The sequence below is a fragment of the Dermabacter sp. HMSC08H10 genome (genome assembly GCF_001807585.1).
In the GTDB taxonomy this organism is placed as follows: Bacteria; Actinomycetota; Actinomycetes; order Actinomycetales; family Dermabacteraceae; genus Dermabacter; species Dermabacter hominis.
Genome location: NZ_KV789419.1, coordinates 38,473 through 55,613, shown reverse-complemented (window position 1 = coordinate 55,613; position 17,141 = coordinate 38,473). Strand labels below are relative to the sequence as shown.

At 64.1% G+C, this 17,141-nt stretch carries 15 protein-coding genes and 1 tRNA gene; 9 read left to right on the top strand and 7 right to left on the bottom strand.

Annotation, left to right across the window (positions count from 1 at the left end; genetic code table 11):
- Positions 1-222 precede the first annotated feature (222 nt).
- Both HMPREF3176_RS02315 and HMPREF3176_RS02310 read left to right on the top strand, forming a co-directional pair.
- Complete coding sequence (locus tag HMPREF3176_RS02315; RefSeq protein ID WP_070457874.1) at positions 223-2,409, top strand: HNH endonuclease; 2,187 nt, start codon at positions 223-225, stop codon at positions 2,407-2,409.
- Between the two features lie 230 nt (positions 2,410-2,639).
- Positions 2,640-4,160, top strand: coding sequence for a pyridoxal phosphate-dependent decarboxylase family protein (locus tag HMPREF3176_RS02310; RefSeq protein WP_083286196.1), 1,521 nt, complete (start codon positions 2,640-2,642; stop codon positions 4,158-4,160).
- Positions 4,161-4,168: 8 nt separating this feature from the next.
- On the opposite strand, the gene HMPREF3176_RS02305 is transcribed toward HMPREF3176_RS02310, so the two are convergent.
- The 5 genes from HMPREF3176_RS02305 to HMPREF3176_RS02285 form a co-directional block, all read right to left on the bottom strand.
- Positions 4,169-5,173: a hypothetical protein gene (locus HMPREF3176_RS02305; RefSeq protein ID WP_070457873.1), complete on the bottom strand. Its 1,005-nt coding sequence runs from the start codon at positions 5,171-5,173 to the stop codon at positions 4,169-4,171.
- A gap of 26 nt (positions 5,174-5,199) precedes the next feature.
- Entirely contained in the window at positions 5,200-5,976 is a 777-nt protein-coding gene (locus HMPREF3176_RS02300; protein ID WP_070457871.1) for a DsbA family protein, read from the bottom strand.
- Positions 5,977-6,092: 116 nt separating this feature from the next.
- The gene (locus tag HMPREF3176_RS02295; RefSeq protein ID WP_168161935.1) at positions 6,093-6,569 is read right to left on the bottom strand and encodes a GNAT family N-acetyltransferase; all 477 of its coding nucleotides are present in this window, start codon (positions 6,567-6,569) and stop codon (positions 6,093-6,095) included.
- Positions 6,570-6,623: 54 nt separating this feature from the next.
- Positions 6,624-7,190 (bottom strand): isochorismatase family protein, encoded by a 567-nt coding sequence (locus HMPREF3176_RS02290; protein WP_070457868.1) that lies wholly within the window; start codon positions 7,188-7,190, stop codon positions 6,624-6,626.
- A gap of 185 nt (positions 7,191-7,375) precedes the next feature.
- Positions 7,376-7,448 (bottom strand) — tRNA-Ala (locus tag HMPREF3176_RS02285).
- Between the two features lie 120 nt (positions 7,449-7,568).
- On the opposite strand from HMPREF3176_RS02285, the gene HMPREF3176_RS02280 reads away from it, so the two are divergent.
- A complete protein-coding gene (locus HMPREF3176_RS02280) occupies positions 7,569-8,951 on the top strand; it encodes an MATE family efflux transporter (protein WP_070457866.1) in 1,383 nt (460 codons plus the stop codon).
- Between the two features lie 18 nt (positions 8,952-8,969).
- Here HMPREF3176_RS02280 and manA read toward each other — a convergent pair whose 3' ends face one another.
- Entirely contained in the window at positions 8,970-10,178 is a 1,209-nt protein-coding gene (gene manA, locus HMPREF3176_RS02275; protein ID WP_070457865.1) for a mannose-6-phosphate isomerase, class I, read from the bottom strand.
- Between the two features lie 95 nt (positions 10,179-10,273).
- On the opposite strand from manA, the gene HMPREF3176_RS02270 reads away from it, so the two are divergent.
- Positions 10,274-11,275: a LysR family transcriptional regulator gene (locus HMPREF3176_RS02270; protein ID WP_052126779.1), complete on the top strand. Its 1,002-nt coding sequence runs from the start codon at positions 10,274-10,276 to the stop codon at positions 11,273-11,275.
- Positions 11,272-11,775, top strand: coding sequence for a hypothetical protein (locus tag HMPREF3176_RS02265; protein ID WP_070457861.1), 504 nt, complete (start codon positions 11,272-11,274; stop codon positions 11,773-11,775). Before HMPREF3176_RS02270 ends, HMPREF3176_RS02265 begins: the two co-directional genes overlap by 4 nt.
- Here HMPREF3176_RS02265 and HMPREF3176_RS02260 read toward each other — a convergent pair.
- Positions 11,772-12,596 (bottom strand): alpha/beta hydrolase, encoded by an 825-nt coding sequence (locus tag HMPREF3176_RS02260; RefSeq protein WP_070457860.1) that lies wholly within the window; start codon positions 12,594-12,596, stop codon positions 11,772-11,774. The two genes, HMPREF3176_RS02265 and HMPREF3176_RS02260, sit on opposite strands and share 4 nt — an antisense overlap.
- 92 nt (positions 12,597-12,688) lie before the next feature.
- On the opposite strand from HMPREF3176_RS02260, the gene HMPREF3176_RS10680 reads away from it, so the two are divergent.
- From HMPREF3176_RS10680 to HMPREF3176_RS02245, 4 genes are read left to right on the top strand one after another with little or no spacing between them, the layout of a single operon-like run.
- A complete protein-coding gene (locus HMPREF3176_RS10680) occupies positions 12,689-12,898 on the top strand; it encodes a type II toxin-antitoxin system HicA family toxin (protein ID WP_081976409.1) in 210 nt (69 codons plus the stop codon).
- A 5-nt stretch (positions 12,899-12,903) separates the two neighbouring features.
- Positions 12,904-13,296: a type II toxin-antitoxin system HicB family antitoxin gene (locus HMPREF3176_RS02255; protein WP_070435183.1), complete on the top strand. Its 393-nt coding sequence runs from the start codon at positions 12,904-12,906 to the stop codon at positions 13,294-13,296.
- A 48-nt stretch (positions 13,297-13,344) separates the two neighbouring features.
- Entirely contained in the window at positions 13,345-15,303 is a 1,959-nt protein-coding gene (locus HMPREF3176_RS02250) for an ABC transporter ATP-binding protein (protein WP_083286194.1), read from the top strand.
- A complete protein-coding gene (locus HMPREF3176_RS02245) occupies positions 15,303-17,108 on the top strand; it encodes an ABC transporter ATP-binding protein (protein ID WP_070457858.1) in 1,806 nt (601 codons plus the stop codon). The genes HMPREF3176_RS02250 and HMPREF3176_RS02245 overlap by 1 nt, the downstream gene beginning before the upstream one ends.
- The last annotated feature ends 33 nt before the right edge of the window (positions 17,109-17,141 follow it).

The window sequence follows — 17,141 nt, the reverse complement described above, 5'->3', positions numbered from 1 at the left end:
TGCTCCACAATCCGTTTTTACCCACAAGAATTTCGGGTTTTCCACATGCAGGAATTCTGTGGTTGCTGGTTTTCCACATTCTCTGGGCTGGTAGCAGGGTTCTTTTCGGGGCGGGCGAGTTTAAATGTCTCACCCCCTTTATAGGCTCGAAGCATCAATAACGAACACGAACTCTGGCCTTATGGAGTTCACCGTTTAAGGGGAAGGGGGAATTCAGGAGCTATGAGTGCACCAACACTCGACCACACTGCCACTGCCGTTGATGCGATCAGCATGGATGGCGCTACTCGCGGTGACGCTACTGCTGATTTCGCTTCCCCTACACCATGTTCGCCCGATGTTTTGCTCGCCTCTCGCGAGCTCGCCGATCCCGGTGCTCCCACCCGCACGGACGTACTGAACGTTCTCCTTGCCCGTTCGGAAGGCTGGCAGGCGTCCCTGACGGGCATGCTTGAAGCCTTCCCCACCGCACCCACGTCCGGGGTGTCTCATGATGTTGACTCGGCGAACCCGGCGACGACTCCCGCGCGTGTGCTTGACGGGCAGGATCTGCTGACGCGTCTGGATGTGTTGGAGTCACTCACGCGGATCGCGGAACTGACTGAAGCGGTCAAAGCGCATATTCTTTGCGAGCTTGATGAGACCGACGGCATCGGCCACCTCAACGGCAAAGAGATCACTGCAAGCAACGCAGTGAAGTCTGAAAGCACCAAGCCGAGCGAACACTCACCCACGGAACCGGAGGATACTGCCAACCTCGATCCGTGTACTGGCTTGGATTCTCTTAGCGACAAGGACCGGGCAAGAGTGTTCGCTGTGCGTCGTGCTCTCGCGCATGAGGTGTCGTTGATCCTCAAACAATCCCCCTACGCGACCAGTGTCGAGATTGCTCGCGCACGTATGCTCACGAAGAACCTGCCGATGCTCCTGGCGAACCTGGAGGCGGGCCGGATCTCGATCAATGAAACCCACGCGATCACGACCAGTCTGCGTGATGCCACAAGCACCCACGCCCAACAACTAGACCACCCAATCGCGCGAGAGTTGGAGCGTTCCCCACACGCCGGGAAAACACACTGGCGAAACTTCACCACAAACGCACTCCTCTCACTCGACCCGGCGACTGCGCTGGAGCGGGAAAAGAAAGCATTCACCAAACGCCGCCTCACCCTGAAAACCCTGCGCAACGGGATGAGTAGCCTCACCCTCACCATGCGCACCCTCGACGCCAAAAGAATCCACGACCTGCTCAACCACCACGCTGCCCGCGCCCACGCCATCCTCCACCAGCACGAGGTCACCACCGCCAAAAAAGAAGCACACGACCACGCCCAACAAACCACCACCAAACTCCACTCGCTCCTCGAAAACGGCGACTTCACCCTGAGCCACCTCACCAAACCCGCCCCTACCCCACAGCCACGGATCCTCACTCAGCACGCGAAACTCACCAAGATCGAAGAACTCGAGTTAGAGGAAGCCGATGAAGCCGCCCGCACCAAAGCCAAAGCCTTCCTCACCAAGCTCGAACAGGAAAAACTCCGCCTCACAATCACGAACAACAGTGACGGTTCACCAGAGGTGAGCGTGGTAGCCAGTGCAGGGGCATGGCGGCGCCACTACCAACCACCAGCACATACAAAGCACAACCTCGCCATCGACGCTCTCGTCGAAACCCTCCTCAACACACGACCCGACCACCCCACAACCTGCTTCGCACCCGCCACCACCGCACCCGGCGTCACCACAGACCCCTGGACACCACTACCCCACCCACACGAACCAGAAGACGAAAGAACGAAACGAAGCAGGCAAGCCAACGAAACAGCAGCACCACCCGAACCAAGAACCGAACGAACAGAAGAATCCACGGAAAGCACAGAAACCGAAGACACTGCTTTGGGTGTTCGGGGGCCAGGCCGTGCCCGAAGGTTCGAGATCGGGCTACTCGTCCCCGTCAACCCCGACGTCTCCAGCGCCTACATTCCCGAGGCCGGCCCCATCACCGCCAAAGCAGGCTACGACTACCTCAACGAACTTCTCGACAATGACGCCCTCATCAAATACAAACGAATCTTCACAAGCGCTACGACCGGTGAAGTCCTCGCCATGGACTCCCGCTCCAGACTCTTCCCCAAAGCCCTCGCCGAACTCGTTCGCCTCAGAGACCGCACCTGCCGCGGCCCCTACTGCGACGCCCCTATCACCACCACCGACCACATCCACCGCCACGCCCAAAACGGCCCCACAACCATCGAAAACGCCCAAGGCCTCTGCACCCGATGCAACCTCGCCAAAGAAGCCCTCACCGTCACCACCACAACCACCAACACCACACCCCACACCACCACCTGGACCACCCCAACAGGCCGCACCTACACCAGCACCACACCCACATACGACAGCTAGGCAACCTGAACACCACGGGAAGAACGCTCGCGACAGATGCGAGAGTCTCGACAGATGCAAGAGTCTGAGGAAGCGGCCGCGCTGCCGAAAGCGGCACGCCGCCATTAGCGAGAGGACACCAGAGCCATTCGTGGAGATTGTCCGGGGGGCGAGAGGCGTCCCCTGCATTGGAGCGATGGGGCGCCTCAGTTCTGCCACGGGTCCCGGCCCGCGCACCTAGGATTGAGAGCGTGAGCACTAACGAACAGAAGAATGACCTTCGACAGGGCGCGGGCGAGCGTCGGAACGAAAACCTGGCTGCCACCGGCACCGACCCCAACACCAACAGTTCCGCCTCCACCGCCTACGCGACCCAACGCCCGAGCCGCATGCTCTCGAGCGTGTGGGGCGACGAGCAGCACGCCGTCGAAGCCGCGCAAAAGTGGGCACGCGAGCACACCGCTCTCGCCCACGACCCCAAGGCCACAGCGCGCCCCGCGGCTGAGCTCGACGCCGCAGTCAAGGCCCTCGCCGGCGAGATGATCACGGAAGAGGGCATCGGCGCCGACCGCGCCCTCGAGATCTACGAGAACATCCTCATCCCGGCAACCCGCGCCGCCGACGACCCCATGAACCTCGCCTACATTCCCGGCGCACCCACGCGCGCGGCCGTCGCCTTCGACAACGTCGTGAGCGCCGCTAACGTTTTCGGCGGCGTGTGGGAGGCTGGCGCCGGCGCTATCTGGGCCGAGAACCAGGTGCTGCGGTGGCTCATGGATCTGCTCGGATGGCCAGAAGGATCCGCTGGCGCCTTCGTCTCGGGAGGCACAAGCGGCAACCTTTCCGCGCTCGCCACGGCACGCGAGAAGGCCCGCGAAGAATGGGCCTCGAGTGGCGTGTTTATCGATGGTCGCCCCACGACGGGCTTCAAGGTCGCCTGCGCGAGCAGCGCCCACTCGTCGATCCGCAGCGCAGCGCGCCTGCTCGACGTCGAAGTCGTGACCGTTCCCGTTGATGAGCGCGGACACCTGAGCGGCCCGAATCTCGCACGCGCCCTCGACGAGAACCCCGGCGTGTTCGCAGTTGTCGCCTCGGGCGGCACGACCAACGCCGGCATCGTTGACGACATCCGCTCCGTGGTCGAGGTCGCTCACGCGCGCGGCGTGTGGGTTCACATCGACGGCGCTTACGGTGGCGCCGCCCTCGCTGCCCCGAGCGCGCGCCCGCGCTTCGACGGCATCGAACAGGCCGATTCCTTCATCGTCGACCCCCACAAGTGGCTCTTCGCCCCATACGATTGCTGCGCCCTCGTGTACCGGGACCCGAGCCCCGCCTACCGCGCGCATTCTCAGCACGCCGAATACTTGGATTCAATCGTGAGGTCCGACGCTAACCCGAGCGACCTCGCAGCCCACCTCTCGCGTCGCACCCGCGGCCTCCCGCTGTGGTATTCGCTGCTGACGCACGGCACGGCGAAGTACTCCGAAGCGATCGAGAAGTGCCTTTCGACCTCGCGCGCGGTGCGCCGCGGCATCGACGACATCGACCACCTCGAAATGGTCATCGAACCCGAGCTGAGCGTTCTCGTGTTCCGCCGCCCCGGCTGGACCGACGAGCAGTATCACGAGTGGTCGCAGCGCATGGCCCGCGACGGCGTGATCCTGTGCATCCCCACCAAGCACGGCGGCGAAACGGTGCTGCGGCTTGTGTTCGTCAACCCTGACACTGAAGCGGACCGCGTGGTCGCGGTTTTGCGCGACACGATGGCCTAACGCGCGTCTCAGCGCGAGTCCGCGAGCGCGAGGCTCTCGAATTCGGCAAGCACCGTTTCATCGGCATCGCCCGCTGCCCGAGCCCGGGCAATGCGGCGCAGCATCGCCTCAATCTCGACTGCTGCAGCTCGATCTCGGCCCTCTTCTCGCATGTGCACAAGCAGGTGCGCGCGTGCCTGAAGTGCCGAAATCGTCGCATCGCGGCGCAGATCAGGAGTGCTGTCGAGATCGTCGGCAACGCGCTCGGCGAGTGAGGCGACCTCAGCGTGAGCGGCAGCCTCCGCCCATGTGCGCCCCGCAATACTCAGCGTCTGCGCGCGGATCCGCTCGGCGTGCCACTGCCCGGCGAGGTCCCGAGCGCGGTCGGCAAGAATTTTCGCGCGGTTGACGGGGATGAGCGCTGCTTCGGGATCGCCCAGGGCGAGCCGGGCAATCGCGATCGACGACCACGCGTGAAAGCGGACGTGCACAGCGTGGACGCGGGAGGCGTTCTCCGCAACAGCAGCAAGCGGCGCTTCAACCGCGTCAGTCACGCCCGCGACAAGCGCCGTGCGCACGAGAGTCAGCCCCAGCTCAACCACGACATCGGGAATACTGGCAACGCCGCCGCCCCCTCGCGCGGCTTCACACCACGCGAACGCCTCTGCTGCGGCATCGTAGGCATCCGTCGGACCAAAAACGCGCGCCCTTCGCCCTGAACGCGCCGTCCCAGGATCAAGCACAGAAAGCGCGAACCTCTGCAAGAGAAGCGCTCGAAGAGCCTGGTGACGACCTTGCTCAGCCTCGAGCTTTTCGAGCGCAGCCCTGCATAACGCAGGCGACGGCGGCACAGCCGAAGTCACGATCTCGACCGCTCGCCGCTCAAACGATTCCGACGGTTGCCGCGCACACCACGCCTCCACGCGTGCACGCCGCTCGCGCGCGAAAGCTCGGCGATTGGCAACCGCAAAAAACGGCACGTGCCACGTGAAAAGCGAGCCGGCATCACATTCGCGCTCGGCTCGCTTTTTCATGGTCTCAGGCTATCAATCGCGAAATTTTACTTCTTAGCCTTCGCGATGATCGCTTTCACAAGGTCGGCTTTGAGCGTACCTGGCTTTTCACCGTCGCCCATCCACTCCTCACCATCGATGTACACCGTCGGGGTACCCACCTGGCGTTCCTGGCCGACCTCTTCAACGGTGGCGACGTAGTCGCGATACTTCTCGTCGAGGACGGCGTTCTTGACCTCTTCACTCGCGCCGGCCTTCACCGCGGCTTCGGCAACCTCGGCCGTATCGGGCGTGGGGTCCTCCGGCGATTCGGGCTGGAGCGCGAACATTGCTTCGTTCATGTCCCAGAACAGCTTCGGATCCTCAGCCCACGACGCGACAACAGCGCTCGCCGTATCGTTCGAGAACGTAAGGCCCGTGAGCTTATCGAGCATCGGGCGCGGGTACACACGATAGTTGATGTAGCCCTTCTCGACGAGCTCGCGAATGTCCTTATCCTGCGCCTCGGCAAAGAGCTTGCAGTGAGGGCAGCGGTAATCAACGAGCAACTCGACGGCCGGCCCCTTGGAATCGGGATTGAACTCGAGGTAGGGCTTCGATTCGTCGAACGGCACGCTGACCGCAGCGCTCTGAGTGGGCTCAGGCAAGGCGGGGGTGGCGTCGGAACCGCCGGAATCCGACGCTTTCCCACCTTCCTTGCTCCCCGAGTTTCCGCATGCGGCAAGAAGTGCCGCGGCGGTTGCGCCACCAGCAAAAATCGCGGCGCGGCGGGTGGTGACAAGGCGGTTCAGGGCAGGTTCGTGCGAAGTCTTGTGACTATCCATGGAGCTATTGTGGCGCTTCCGGTTGAAGAAGCCTCGGGACTCATGGGGACTGAGACGAAAATCGTGCGAAATGTTCACGATGTGGGCAGCGAGCGGAGCGGAACGAGGCTCTTACGCTAAGCCGGAAGTTCCATGACAATAGCTTCGTGGCGAAGGCCCGAATCACTGATCCACTCTTTCGTTTCCCCCGTGCGCGCGTACCCGAGGCGCTCCCAGAACGGGAGGACCTCGGCATTGGTGTCGACGACCGTGAGGCGCAACCGCCCGGGAAACTCGGCGCGAAGTGCTTGGTGAAAGGCACGGGCGAGCCCACGACCTTGATGGCTTGTACGCAGCTGAAGAAGGCCGAGATACGTGATTTCCGGGGACGGCCACCCCACGACAAATGAGGCGACTCCCGCGAGTTCATCGTCGACCCACAGGCCCATAACGTGGTGATCATCAGCGCCCACCTCGGGCGGTTTGTCGTTCAGGAGCGAGGCCACAGTACGGGAATCGGCTTGCTCGCCGTTGACGCGCATCGCGTAGCCGCCGTCGTCCTGGAGCACGCGAAGAATCTCGTCACTATCGGTCGAATCAAGGGAGCGAACCACGAACATTGAGGATTGCCCCTATCTCGCGGTAATTGAGTGGCGGCTGGCCGCCAATTATGTCGCAGGGCAGGCGAAATCGATCGCTGCAGCGGCGATCACCTCGACATCACGACCAGGGGCGGACGTGTGCGACCACGCCATGTTGAGATAAGCAATGGCCTCTTCTGGCCCGATAGGGGAACCCCACTGTCGCATATCCTCGGTCGTGTGCGCGTCCGAGACGAGGGTGACGTCGTAGCCACGAGCGAGACCCCCGTGGATCGTGCAACGGATGCAGGCGTCCGTCATTGCACCACACACGATAATTTTGCCGGCGTCGAGTTTCGCAAGCTCAGCCTCGAGGGTCGTGTCTTCGAATGAGTCGCCGTAGCGCTTGAGGACTCGCGGCTCGCTTTGCTCGGGTTGAAGCTCGGCGGTCACTTGCCACACGTCGCTGCCCGCTGGAAATTCGTCGCTGCAATGCTGCACCCAGACCACAGGGGCCCCAGCCTCCCTCGCCGAAGTCACCAGGTCGTTGATTCGGTCGACAACGGCGTCCCGGTCGTGACAGGAGGAAAGAACACCCGTCTGGGCATCGACCACCACAAGCGCAGTCTCTTTGCGGTCTCTAAAAGTGCTCATTCGTTCGATCCTTCCTACGACTGCACGGCCGAAGTTCGCTTGGGCCTCACACGACAAAAAGTAACTGCGCATAGCTGGGAAGTGACCCAATGAATACTCTCGGTCGAGGCACGGGGGATGACAGCGCATGCGAAAACCCCAGGCACGCCACACGCCTGGCGCTGCCTGGGGTCTTTCCTTTCCAGTGGAGCTAAGGGGAATCGAACCCCTGACCTTTTCATTGCGAACGAAACGCTCTACCAACTGAGCTATAGCCCCTGAACCGGATCTACTTTACCGCACGAAGCAGCGCTCATCGAATCGAGGCTGTGACTTCCTCGTCACGTTTGGTGCGCCGGGCGCTCGAGTGCACGCGGATGCGCACCGTAGCATCGACGCGTGAGTTCTTCTGCCCCCACCGATTCGCCTCAGCCCCGAACCGATGCGCGCGCAATCCTTGCACTTGCGATTCCCGCCCTCGGCGCGCTCGTTGCCGAGCCGCTCTTTATTCTCGTGGATTCCGCATTCGTGGGGCACGTGTCCACGGCTGCTCTCGCCGGTCTCTCGATTGCCTCGACGATCCTCACAACCGTCGTGGGCCTCGCAATTTTCCTCGCATACTCGACGACCGCGGCGGTCGCGCGGGCCGTGGGCGCTGGGAACATGACCCGCGCTCTCACGAAGGGCATCGATGCCACGTGGCTCGCCGCCCTCATTGGGCTCGCATGCGCGCTCGTGCTGGGCTTCGGCGCGGATGTCGTGATCGGCTTCTTCGGCCCCCGCGCCGAGGTTGCACACGAAGCATCGACATACTTGCAGATCTCCGCCGCAGGCCTTCCGGCGATGCTCATGATCCAGGCGGCCCTCGGTCTCGTGCGCGGCCTTCAGGACACGCGCATCACGCTCATCATCGCGGCCGTGGGGGCAGCGCTCAACGTTCCCATCAATTGGGCCCTCATTTTCGGCCTCAGCCTCGGCATCGCGGGCTCCGCGATCGGCACGCTCATCTGCCAGTGGGGTATGGCGGCGTGGTACATCGGGATTATCGTGCGCGGGGCCCGACGCCACTCGGTGAGCCTCGCCCCGAACTTCTCGGGCGTGAACTCGGCGTGGCGGGAGGGCCGCTGGCTTTTTATTCGCTCCGTGACGATGCGGATCGTGCTCCTTACGGCCACGGCCATCGCGATCAAGCTCGGCGAGGTCACGCTCGCCGCGCATCAGCTCATGAATTCCGTTTTCTCCCTTACGGCGCTCGCCCTCGACTCCCTCGCGATCGCGGCGCAAGCGCTCACGGGCAAGCACCTCGGGGCGGGCGACCGCAAGAGCGTCGAGTCCGTGACGCGCACGCTCGTGCGCTGGTCTTTCGTCGGCGGGATCGCGGTCGCCGCCGTGCTTCTCCTCGCGTCATTCGTGCTCCCCCAGGTGTTTACGCCCGATCCCGCGGTGCAGCGCTCGCTCACGTGGGCGCTTATCGTGCTGCTCATCGCGCAGCCGCTCGCGGGCTACGTATTCGTGCTCGACGGGGTCTACATGGGCGCGGGCGATGCCCGCTACCTCGGACTCGCCGGGCTCGTCACGATGGGTGCGTATCTCCCGTTTGCCCTGGGGCTCTGGTGGGTGTCCGACGCCGGCCTGCTTCCCGCTGATTCCCCGTTCGCACTGGCACTTCTGTGGGCCATCTTCACGTTCGTGTTCCTGGCCTCGCGCGCCGCGACACTCTGGTGGCGCGGCCGAAGCGACGCGTGGATGCACCTCGAAGAACACGAGAACGCCGAGGCGTAGGCGAGCGTCGGAACCACCCTACGGGACGCTTGCCTGCACGAGCCTGCCGTGCCCACGCACTGTGAGGGGTCCTTCGCTCGCGGCGATAAAGACGGCCTCGCCCCGCTCAAGCGTGTCCACTCCCGCCGAGGTTTCGAGGGTGAGCGGCCCCTCGATGCACAACACGATGCGCGGGCCAGTGCCCACGAGCGTGCGCGCCACCGCGTCCGCGTTCGTCCCGCCCGTCTCGCTCGTGAACGTCGAGAGCTCGAAGTCGTCGATCGGCGCGAAGTAGGCGCTCGTGGCGTCGCTCAGGCGCTCGGGCGCGATGCGGATCGGCGGGGCGGCGGTCACGGACACGCACTGGAGGAGCTCGTCGGCGTCGACTTTCTTGGGGGTGATGCCGGCGCGCAACACGTTATCGCTTGAGGCCATGATTTCGACCGCGAAACCGCTCAAATACGAATGCAGAGCACCCGCGGGAACAAACATCGCTTCGCCCGGTTTGAGTGACACGGGGTTGAGCAGGAGCGTTGCGGCAACGCCGGGATCGCCGGGGTATTTCTCGTTGAGCAGCGCCACGGCTCGGTCGATGCGAGGGGAGGGCGAGCGGTGCGACTCGAGGCGCGCCGCGCATTCGTTGGCAAGCACCGTGATGTCGGCCGGCTCCGGACGCATGGCAGGGGCGACGAGCATGCGAAAAGCCGCGCGCATTCCGTGCGCGCTCGGCTGCGAAACCAGGAGGGCGAGCATGCGTTTCGCGAGCGGCGCCTCGAGCCCCTCGAGGATCGAGGCGGCCTTGCGCGGGGTGCGGAATCCGCACAGTGCCTCGAAGGGTTCGAGGGCGAGGACCATTTCTGGCTTGTGGTTCGCATCGCGGTAGTTGCGCTCGGGAGAATCCAGCGGGAGACCCGCGGCGTTCTCCGCCGCGAAGCATTCGCGCGCATGCTCTCGCGTGGGGTGAACCTGGAGTGAGAGAGGCTCCGCGGGCGCGATGAGTTTCATCAGGTACGGCAGTGCACCGTCAAACGCACGCGCGACGGAATCGCCAAGCATCCCTTCGGGGTCGGCGCTGACCGCTTCGTTGAGCGCGAGATCGCTCGGGGCCACGGTGGCGGGAGCGAGCGGGTGGGCACCGAACCACAGTTCGGCCCACGGCTCGCCGTCGGTTGCCGTTCGAAGGAACTGTGGCAGAACAGTGGGCGAGCCCCACGCGTAGCGCTGGCGATGGCCGTTGATTCGCCGCATCCTCTGCCTTCCGCCGCCAAGGTGTTACGAGAATCAATCCTAAACATATCCCCCACCCCATAAGGAACCCTTTGGGCGCCTGTAGACTTGCAGGCATGGATCCTCGCAGACTCGTGATCTTCAACAGGGTGGTCACCAAAGGCTCAATTGGTGCTGCGGCGCGTGAGCTCGGCTGGACTCAACCCGCGGTCTCACAGCACATCGCGGCCCTCGAAAAGGACACGGGCATGCAGCTCGTCGTGCGCGGTTCGGGTGGCGTGACCCCCACCGAGGCAGGGGCACGTCTCGCAGTGCACGCCGCCGCCATCACCCAGAATCTCGAAGCGGCGGAAACGGAAATGAACGACCTCGCCGCCCTGAAGAAGGGGCTCGTGCGCTGCGCAGCCTTCCCCTCGGCCGCCGCCATGCTGCTACCGCCAACCCTCGCCCGCATGGATAAGGACTACCCCGGCATCGAGCTCGGCTTCACCGAATGCGAGCCGCCCGAGGCGCTCGAAGGGGTGCGCGGCAATAACTTCGACGTGGCAATGATCTTCCGCTACGCGCAAACCCCGGCTGACGAAAACGACTCACTCGAGTGGACGCCCATTCTCGCCGATCCCGTGCGCCTCATTCTTCCGCGAGATCACCCCCTCGCTTCGCGCGACGACATCTCGATGAGGGACCTCAAGAACGAGGCGTGGGTTGCAGGATGCGATCGCTGCAGCGCAAACCTCCGCCACCACGCGCAGGTCGCGGGCTTCACGCCAAACATCCGGTACTGCACGGACGATTCGACGGTTGCCCAGCGCCTCGTGGGGCACGGCACGGGCGTCATTGCGCTCCTCCCCGAAATCGCGCTTGAGGCCTACCCCAACGACACAGTCGTGATCAAAGAAGTCACCGAACTCGACAATCGCGTGATCGGCATCGTGAACCGACCCGGCGCCCTCAAGATTCCGGCAATCGCCGCGTTCGTCAACACCCTTCGACACAACGCGAACGCCCACGGCTGCACGCTCACCCACGCCCACGTCCACCTTGATACGGGCGACCTCAGTGAACTCGAGGCGCTCGCCGACATCGAGGCCAGTGCGCGGGAAGGAGCCGAACAATGACCACTCGCAATCGCCCGCACGGCCCATCCGCGATCCGCTTGTGGGCCCGCACATTCATGTTTCTGCTCGTGGGGGCCATTGCCGCGGCGATCTGTGCGTACTACGGGTGGTGGATCACGATGACGATCATCCTCGTGCCGACGCTCTTCTTCGCGTGGTGGGTCTCCCCCGTTCGCAAAGGCCAACACACGCCGTGGCTCGAGGCGCTGCAACGCCGCGCCCCGGATCACGCGATCATCGTGTGGTCACCGGTCAGCCGGCACAGTGCGCAGATCCAGATCGGCCTCCAGCCAACCGACCCCCGCACGACCTGGGTGAACTTCCACCAGGACACCGAGGCCTGGGCGTTTGCGCAGCAACACGGTGGTTTCGCGGCGCTGCCCATCGCTATCGTGGGCGAGACGATCCTTGAGGGTGCGACCTCGGGCCAAGTGTTCGACGCCCTTGAGAGCACACCCGCCGCGGGCACTAGCGAATCCGGCGACGAGCCCTCGCGCTAGATCCAGTCGAGGAAGCGGCGCACGTACTCGTCCCACACCGCCCATTCGTGGGCGCCGGGCGTGTACGTCACCTCGTGAGCGTGGCCGCGCTCCTCGAGCGTGCGCACGAATGTGCGCGTCTCTTCGAGCAGGAAATCCTCCGTCCCGCACCCGATCCAGAGCCGCGGGAGCGATCCCGGCTCGGCAGCGCGCGCGAGCGCATTCACGTCGTCGATGGCGGGGAACTTCCCCTGCTCGACGCCCTCGAAGAAAGGCTCGTACACGCTGCCCGCCTCGGGCGTGAGGCCCTGCCCCCAAATGCGCGCGGGCATCGCATGCCCGAACTCGGTGTAGTCGCGCTGGGCGACCGCGAGCGCGCCCGAGAATGAGCCTGCCGCAGCGAAGCGTTCGGGCTGGTTGAGCGCGAGTTTCATCGCGCCGAAGCCTCCCATTGAGAGGCCGGCAACGAACGTGTCCTCGCGAGCCGTTGAGACGCGGAAGGTCTGGTTGATGAGGGCGGGAAGCTCCTCGCTCACGTACGTCCAGTATTTTTCGCCGAGCACTTCGTCGGCATAGAACGAACGGCGCACCTCGGGCATGACCACACAGATCCCCTTCGCGGAGGCGTAGCGCTCGATGCTCGTGCGGCGCGTCCAACCTGTGCAGTCGTCACTGAGACCATGGAGAAGGTACAGCACCCGAACGTGCGGCTCGCCGTTGTCGTCGAGATCGATCCCTCCCGCCATGCCGATCTGGCCGTCGGTCTGCTGCGGGTAGAGCACAACGGCGCTCGTGCCCATGCCGAGGGCGGGCGAGTGGAAATCCATGCGTGAGTGAATCATGGCTCCAGCGTAGTCGCCGCTCCACACTCACACCCATCCACATTTGACTAGGGGCGCTAGTCTTGAACATCAAGGGGCTCTAGATTTACCCTATGGTCAAGCCAATAAAGTACCGCGACGCTGCCAAGGTGCTTCGGGCACGAGGGTGGAGACATGACAGTACGCGTGGCTCGCACGAGAAGTGGAAGCACCCCTTGAACCCTTCCCCGATCATCCTTCCAGCTCATCCAGAAATTTCGCCGGGCGTCATTCGAAGCATCGCACGAACGCTCGGCTCCCAAGCACCGAAAGAGTGGAGGTAGCACTCATGGTGGCTTCGCCATTTCACGTCCTTGCTCGCCGCGAAGGTCGATGGTGGGTTGTCGAGATTCCGGCCCTCGATATCGCGACTCAAACACGCAACCTCAAGGATGCCCGCGCCGTCGCAGCCGAGGCCATCGGCCTTTACCTCGATGTCGACGAATCAAAGGTGACCGTCGATCTCTCGATCCAGCTTCCGCGCGACGTGAGCTCGACATGGCAAAAAGCCCGCGACCTTGAGGAAGAGTCTCGAAAGACTTCCGCCGAGGCGGCCCGCCTCTCACGCGCTGCCGTCCGCACCTTGCGCGCAAGCGGCATGAGCCAACGCGACACCGCGGAGGCACTCGGCCTTTCGTATCAGCGCATCGCCCAGCTCGAGAAACAGACCGCTCCCACCTAGTGAAACAGCCCACATAAAACGGGAGCCGCCGGTAAAATCGTGCAGGCCATGCACAAAAACTCCGCGACCTCGCACCCGCATCCGATGATCCGGCTGTGGCGAATCGTTCGGCCCATACGCGTCCGTCTCATGCTCGGTCTCGTGTGCGCGATCGGCAGCGCGGTACTCGGGCTCATGATTCCTCAGGTGCTCGAGCGCCTCGTGAATTCCGACCTCGTCCAGGGTGGCACCGCTGCAGCTGTGTGGACCGCGGGCGCAACCGTGCTCGTGCTCGGCATTTTCGAGGCGCTCCTCCTGTTCCTCCGCCGCGTATTTGCGCTCGTTCCCGCAACCGGCATCGAACGCGACATGCGCACCGATCTGTACGACAAAATCCAACACATGCCCGTCACCTTCCACGACCAATGGAGTTCAGGGCAGCTGCTCTCGCGCGCGATGAGCGATACGAACCTCATCCGTCGCTGGATCGCGTTCGGCGTCATCATGGGCGTGACCACAGCCGTCACAACCATCGTGGGCATCGCACTACTCATCCGCGCGAGCTGGATCCTCGCACTCGTCTTTATTGCAGCGGCGATCCCGATCGGGATTTTCTCGTTCCGGTTCAACCGGCAGTTCTCCACCCTCTCTCGCCTCTCGCAGGATCAAAACGGCGACCTCGCCACCACAATCGAACAATCCGTGCAGGGCATCCGCGTACTCAAAGCCTTCGGCCGTGGCCCCACGGCTCTCGAACAGTTCACCCTCCAGGCCGATGAGCTTCGCGGAACCGAGGTCAAAAAAGCCACCGCGATCGCGCGCTTCGACATGCTCATGTACGGCCTTCCCGAGATTGCCACCTCCATCAGCCTCCTGCTCGGGATCTACCTCACGGCACACGGCCACATGAACCTCGGCCAATTGAGCGCCTACTTCGTGACGGCCGTGCTCGTCACGGGCCCCGTGCGCATGCTCGGCCAGCTGTTCGGCATGCTCATCAATACGAACACCGCGCTCGACCGCTACTTCGAAGTCATGGACGCCCCGAACACGATCGCCGATCCCGAGACGCCGACGCTCGATCCCGGGCACACGTTCTCAGGCAGGCTCGCCCTCCACGACGTCCACTTCCGCTACTCCGACTCCCCCGCGCACATGCCCGACCTCCTCGACGGGGCGAGCCTCGAAATCGAACCGGGCGAGACCATGGCGCTCGTGGGAATCACCGGCTCCGGCAAATCGACCCTGCTCCAGCTCGTGCCACGCCTCTACGACGTCACCTCGGGCTCGATCACGATCGACGGTCACGATGTGCGCGACATCCCCCTCGACACCCTCCACCGGATCACGGCCTTCGCATTCGAGGACGCCACGCTTTTCAGCGATTCCGTTCGCGACAACGTGCTCCTTGGGGCACCCGGATACGAAAGAACCGTCGGAACCGTCGAGTTTGCGGACAGGCTCTTTGGTTCCGACGGCACCGTACCCCCGGTGACGCGCACGTCCATGCGAACCGCCGAGCTCGATCGGGCCCTCGAACTCGCCCTCGACACAGCCGACGCGCGCTACGCCTACGACCTGCCCGAGGGCATCGAGACCCACATCGGCGAGGAGGGAATGAGCCTTTCGGGCGGGCAACGCCAGCGCCTCGCCCTCGCCCGCGCAATCGCTGCGAAACCCACTGTGCTCCTCCTCGACGACCCGCTCTCCGCCCTGGATACGAAGACCGAGGAGCGCGTCACAGAGCGGCTGCGAGAGGTGCTCTCGAATACGACAACACTCATCGTCGCACACCGCACGTCGACCGTCGCGCTCGCGGACCGCGTCGCACTCCTCGAGGACGGCCGCATCACGGCCGTCGGCACACACACGCAGCTCATGGCCTCGAGCGAACGCTACCGCTACGTGATCGCGAACCAGGAAGAAGAGGCGCGAGGAAACCGAAACCTGACGCGGGTCGCGACGGAAACGGGAAGCCTCGAGGTCGCCGAGATTCGCAAAGCGGTTGACGAGAAGGGAGGTGCGTAGTGAGCCAGGCAGTCGAAGAGGAAGATCACGAGCTCACGAAGGAAGAGAACCGTGCCTCGCGCAAGCGCTCGCTTGCGCTGCTGCGCGAGCTGCTCGCGCCCGAAAAGGGTTCGATCGTGCTTGTCGCCGTCATGGTGGTTCTCGCGCAGGCCGCAGTCGTGGCCGGGCCCGCGATCCTCGCGTGGGGCATCGACCACGGACTCCCCGCACTCATCAACGGCGACGCGCTGCCCGCACTCGGCGCGGCCGGGCTCCACGCGGCGTGTGCAATTCTCGCCGCGCTCCTCACGTTTGCCTTCACCCGCCAGTCCTCGGTGATCGGCCAAAGGCTCCTGCTCGAGCTGCGCCGCCGCGTTTTCCGGCACACGCAGCGCCTTTCTCTCGAATTTCACGAACGGTACACCTCCGGACGCATCGTCTCTCGCCAAACGTCCGACATGGAGGCCCTGCGCGAGCTTCTCGAGTTCGGCGTGCCGATCCTCATCGGCTCGAGCCTCTCGATGGTTCTCACCGCCGCATCGATCGTCGCGATGGACTGGCCAACCGGGCTCATCATGCTCGTGCTGCTCATCCCGTGCATCGCCCTCACCGTGTGGTTCCAGGTGCGCTCGCGCATCGCCTATCGCGGCATGCGCACCCACTCGGCAGCCCTCATCGTGCAGTTCGTCGAGGCGATGAACGGTATCCGCGCCGTCAAGGCCTTCCGCAAGGAGGAATCGAACTCGCGCGAATACCGCGCGCTCGCCGAAAACTATCGGCGCGCGACCCTCAACTCGATCTCCGTGTTCGGCATCTACCAGCCCGCGCTGCGCCTCCTCGCGAACGTCACGGTCGCGGCGGTCCTCGTCGTGGGCGGCTTCCGCGTCCTCGCGGGCGACTTGAGCGTGGGCGTGCTCCTCGCCCTCGTGCTGTACGCGAGGCGCTTCTTCCAGCCCGTCGATGAGATCGCGAACTTCTACAACTCGTTCCAGTCGGCCACGGCGGCACTCGAGAAGATCAGCGCGCTTTTGTGGGAGGTTCCGACGGTTGCCGAGCCCACCGTCGCGCACGCAAAATCTATTGCGAGCGGCCGCGGGGCAATTCAGTTCACGGATGCCGAGTTTCGCTATAGCGAGGATGGCCCCCTCGTGCTCAAGCCCCTCGATCTCACGATTCCCGCAGGCCAGACCGTCGCACTCGTCGGGCAGACGGGTGCGGGCAAGTCGACCATCGCGAAGCTCGTCTCGCGTTTTTACGACGTCACGCAGGGCTCCGTGGAGCTCGACGGTGTCGATCTTCGCGACCTCACGAGCGAGGAACTCACGCGCAATGTCGTGATGGTGACCCAAGAGGCGTACCTGTTCAGCGGCACCGTTGCCGACAACATCGAGTTAGGGCGGCCCGGCGCAAGCCGCGAAGAGATCGTGCGCGCGGCCAAAGCGATCGGCGCGCACGAGTTCATCGAGGCCCTCCCCTACGGCTACGACACCGACGTGAGCAAGCGCGGCGGGCGCGTCTCCGCTGGTCAGCGTCAGCTCATTTCGTTCGCGCGTGCGTTCCTCGCGAACCCGAACGTGCTCATCCTCGACGAAGCGACGAGTTCGCTCGACTTGCCGAGTGAACGCCTCGTGCAGGAGGGCCTCACGAAGCTCCTCGGCAACCGCACGGCGATCATCATCGCTCACCGCCTCTCGACCGTGATGATCGCGGACCGTGTGCTCGTGCTCCACGATGGGGTCGTGGTCGAAGACGACGCCCCCAGGGCGCTCATCGAGCAGGGAGGCCGCTTCGCCGCCCTCTACAAGGCGTGGCAGGATTCGCTCTAGGCTTCCCCTCTTCGCGCACGAGGACGCACCCGG

Coding starts and splice junctions, on each gene's coding strand:
- HMPREF3176_RS02265 (WP_070457861.1), top strand. CDS start 11,272: ATGACCACTCGCAATCGCCCGCACGGCCCATCCGCGATCCGCTTGTGG.
- HMPREF3176_RS02315 (WP_070457874.1), top strand. CDS start 223: ATGAGTGCACCAACACTCGACCACACTGCCACTGCCGTTGATGCGATC.
- HMPREF3176_RS02270 (WP_052126779.1), top strand. CDS start 10,274: ATGGATCCTCGCAGACTCGTGATCTTCAACAGGGTGGTCACCAAAGGC.
- manA (WP_070457865.1), bottom strand. CDS start 10,178: ATGCGGCGAATCAACGGCCATCGCCAGCGCTACGCGTGGGGCTCGCCC.
- HMPREF3176_RS02260 (WP_070457860.1), bottom strand. CDS start 12,596: ATGATTCACTCACGCATGGATTTCCACTCGCCCGCCCTCGGCATGGGC.
- HMPREF3176_RS02305 (WP_070457873.1), bottom strand. CDS start 5,173: ATGAAAAAGCGAGCCGAGCGCGAATGTGATGCCGGCTCGCTTTTCACG.
- HMPREF3176_RS02290 (WP_070457868.1), bottom strand. CDS start 7,190: ATGAGCACTTTTAGAGACCGCAAAGAGACTGCGCTTGTGGTGGTCGAT.
- HMPREF3176_RS02255 (WP_070435183.1), top strand. CDS start 12,904: ATGGTGGCTTCGCCATTTCACGTCCTTGCTCGCCGCGAAGGTCGATGG.
- HMPREF3176_RS02250 (WP_083286194.1), top strand. CDS start 13,345: ATGCACAAAAACTCCGCGACCTCGCACCCGCATCCGATGATCCGGCTG.
- HMPREF3176_RS10680 (WP_081976409.1), top strand. CDS start 12,689: ATGGTCAAGCCAATAAAGTACCGCGACGCTGCCAAGGTGCTTCGGGCA.
- HMPREF3176_RS02300 (WP_070457871.1), bottom strand. CDS start 5,976: ATGGATAGTCACAAGACTTCGCACGAACCTGCCCTGAACCGCCTTGTC.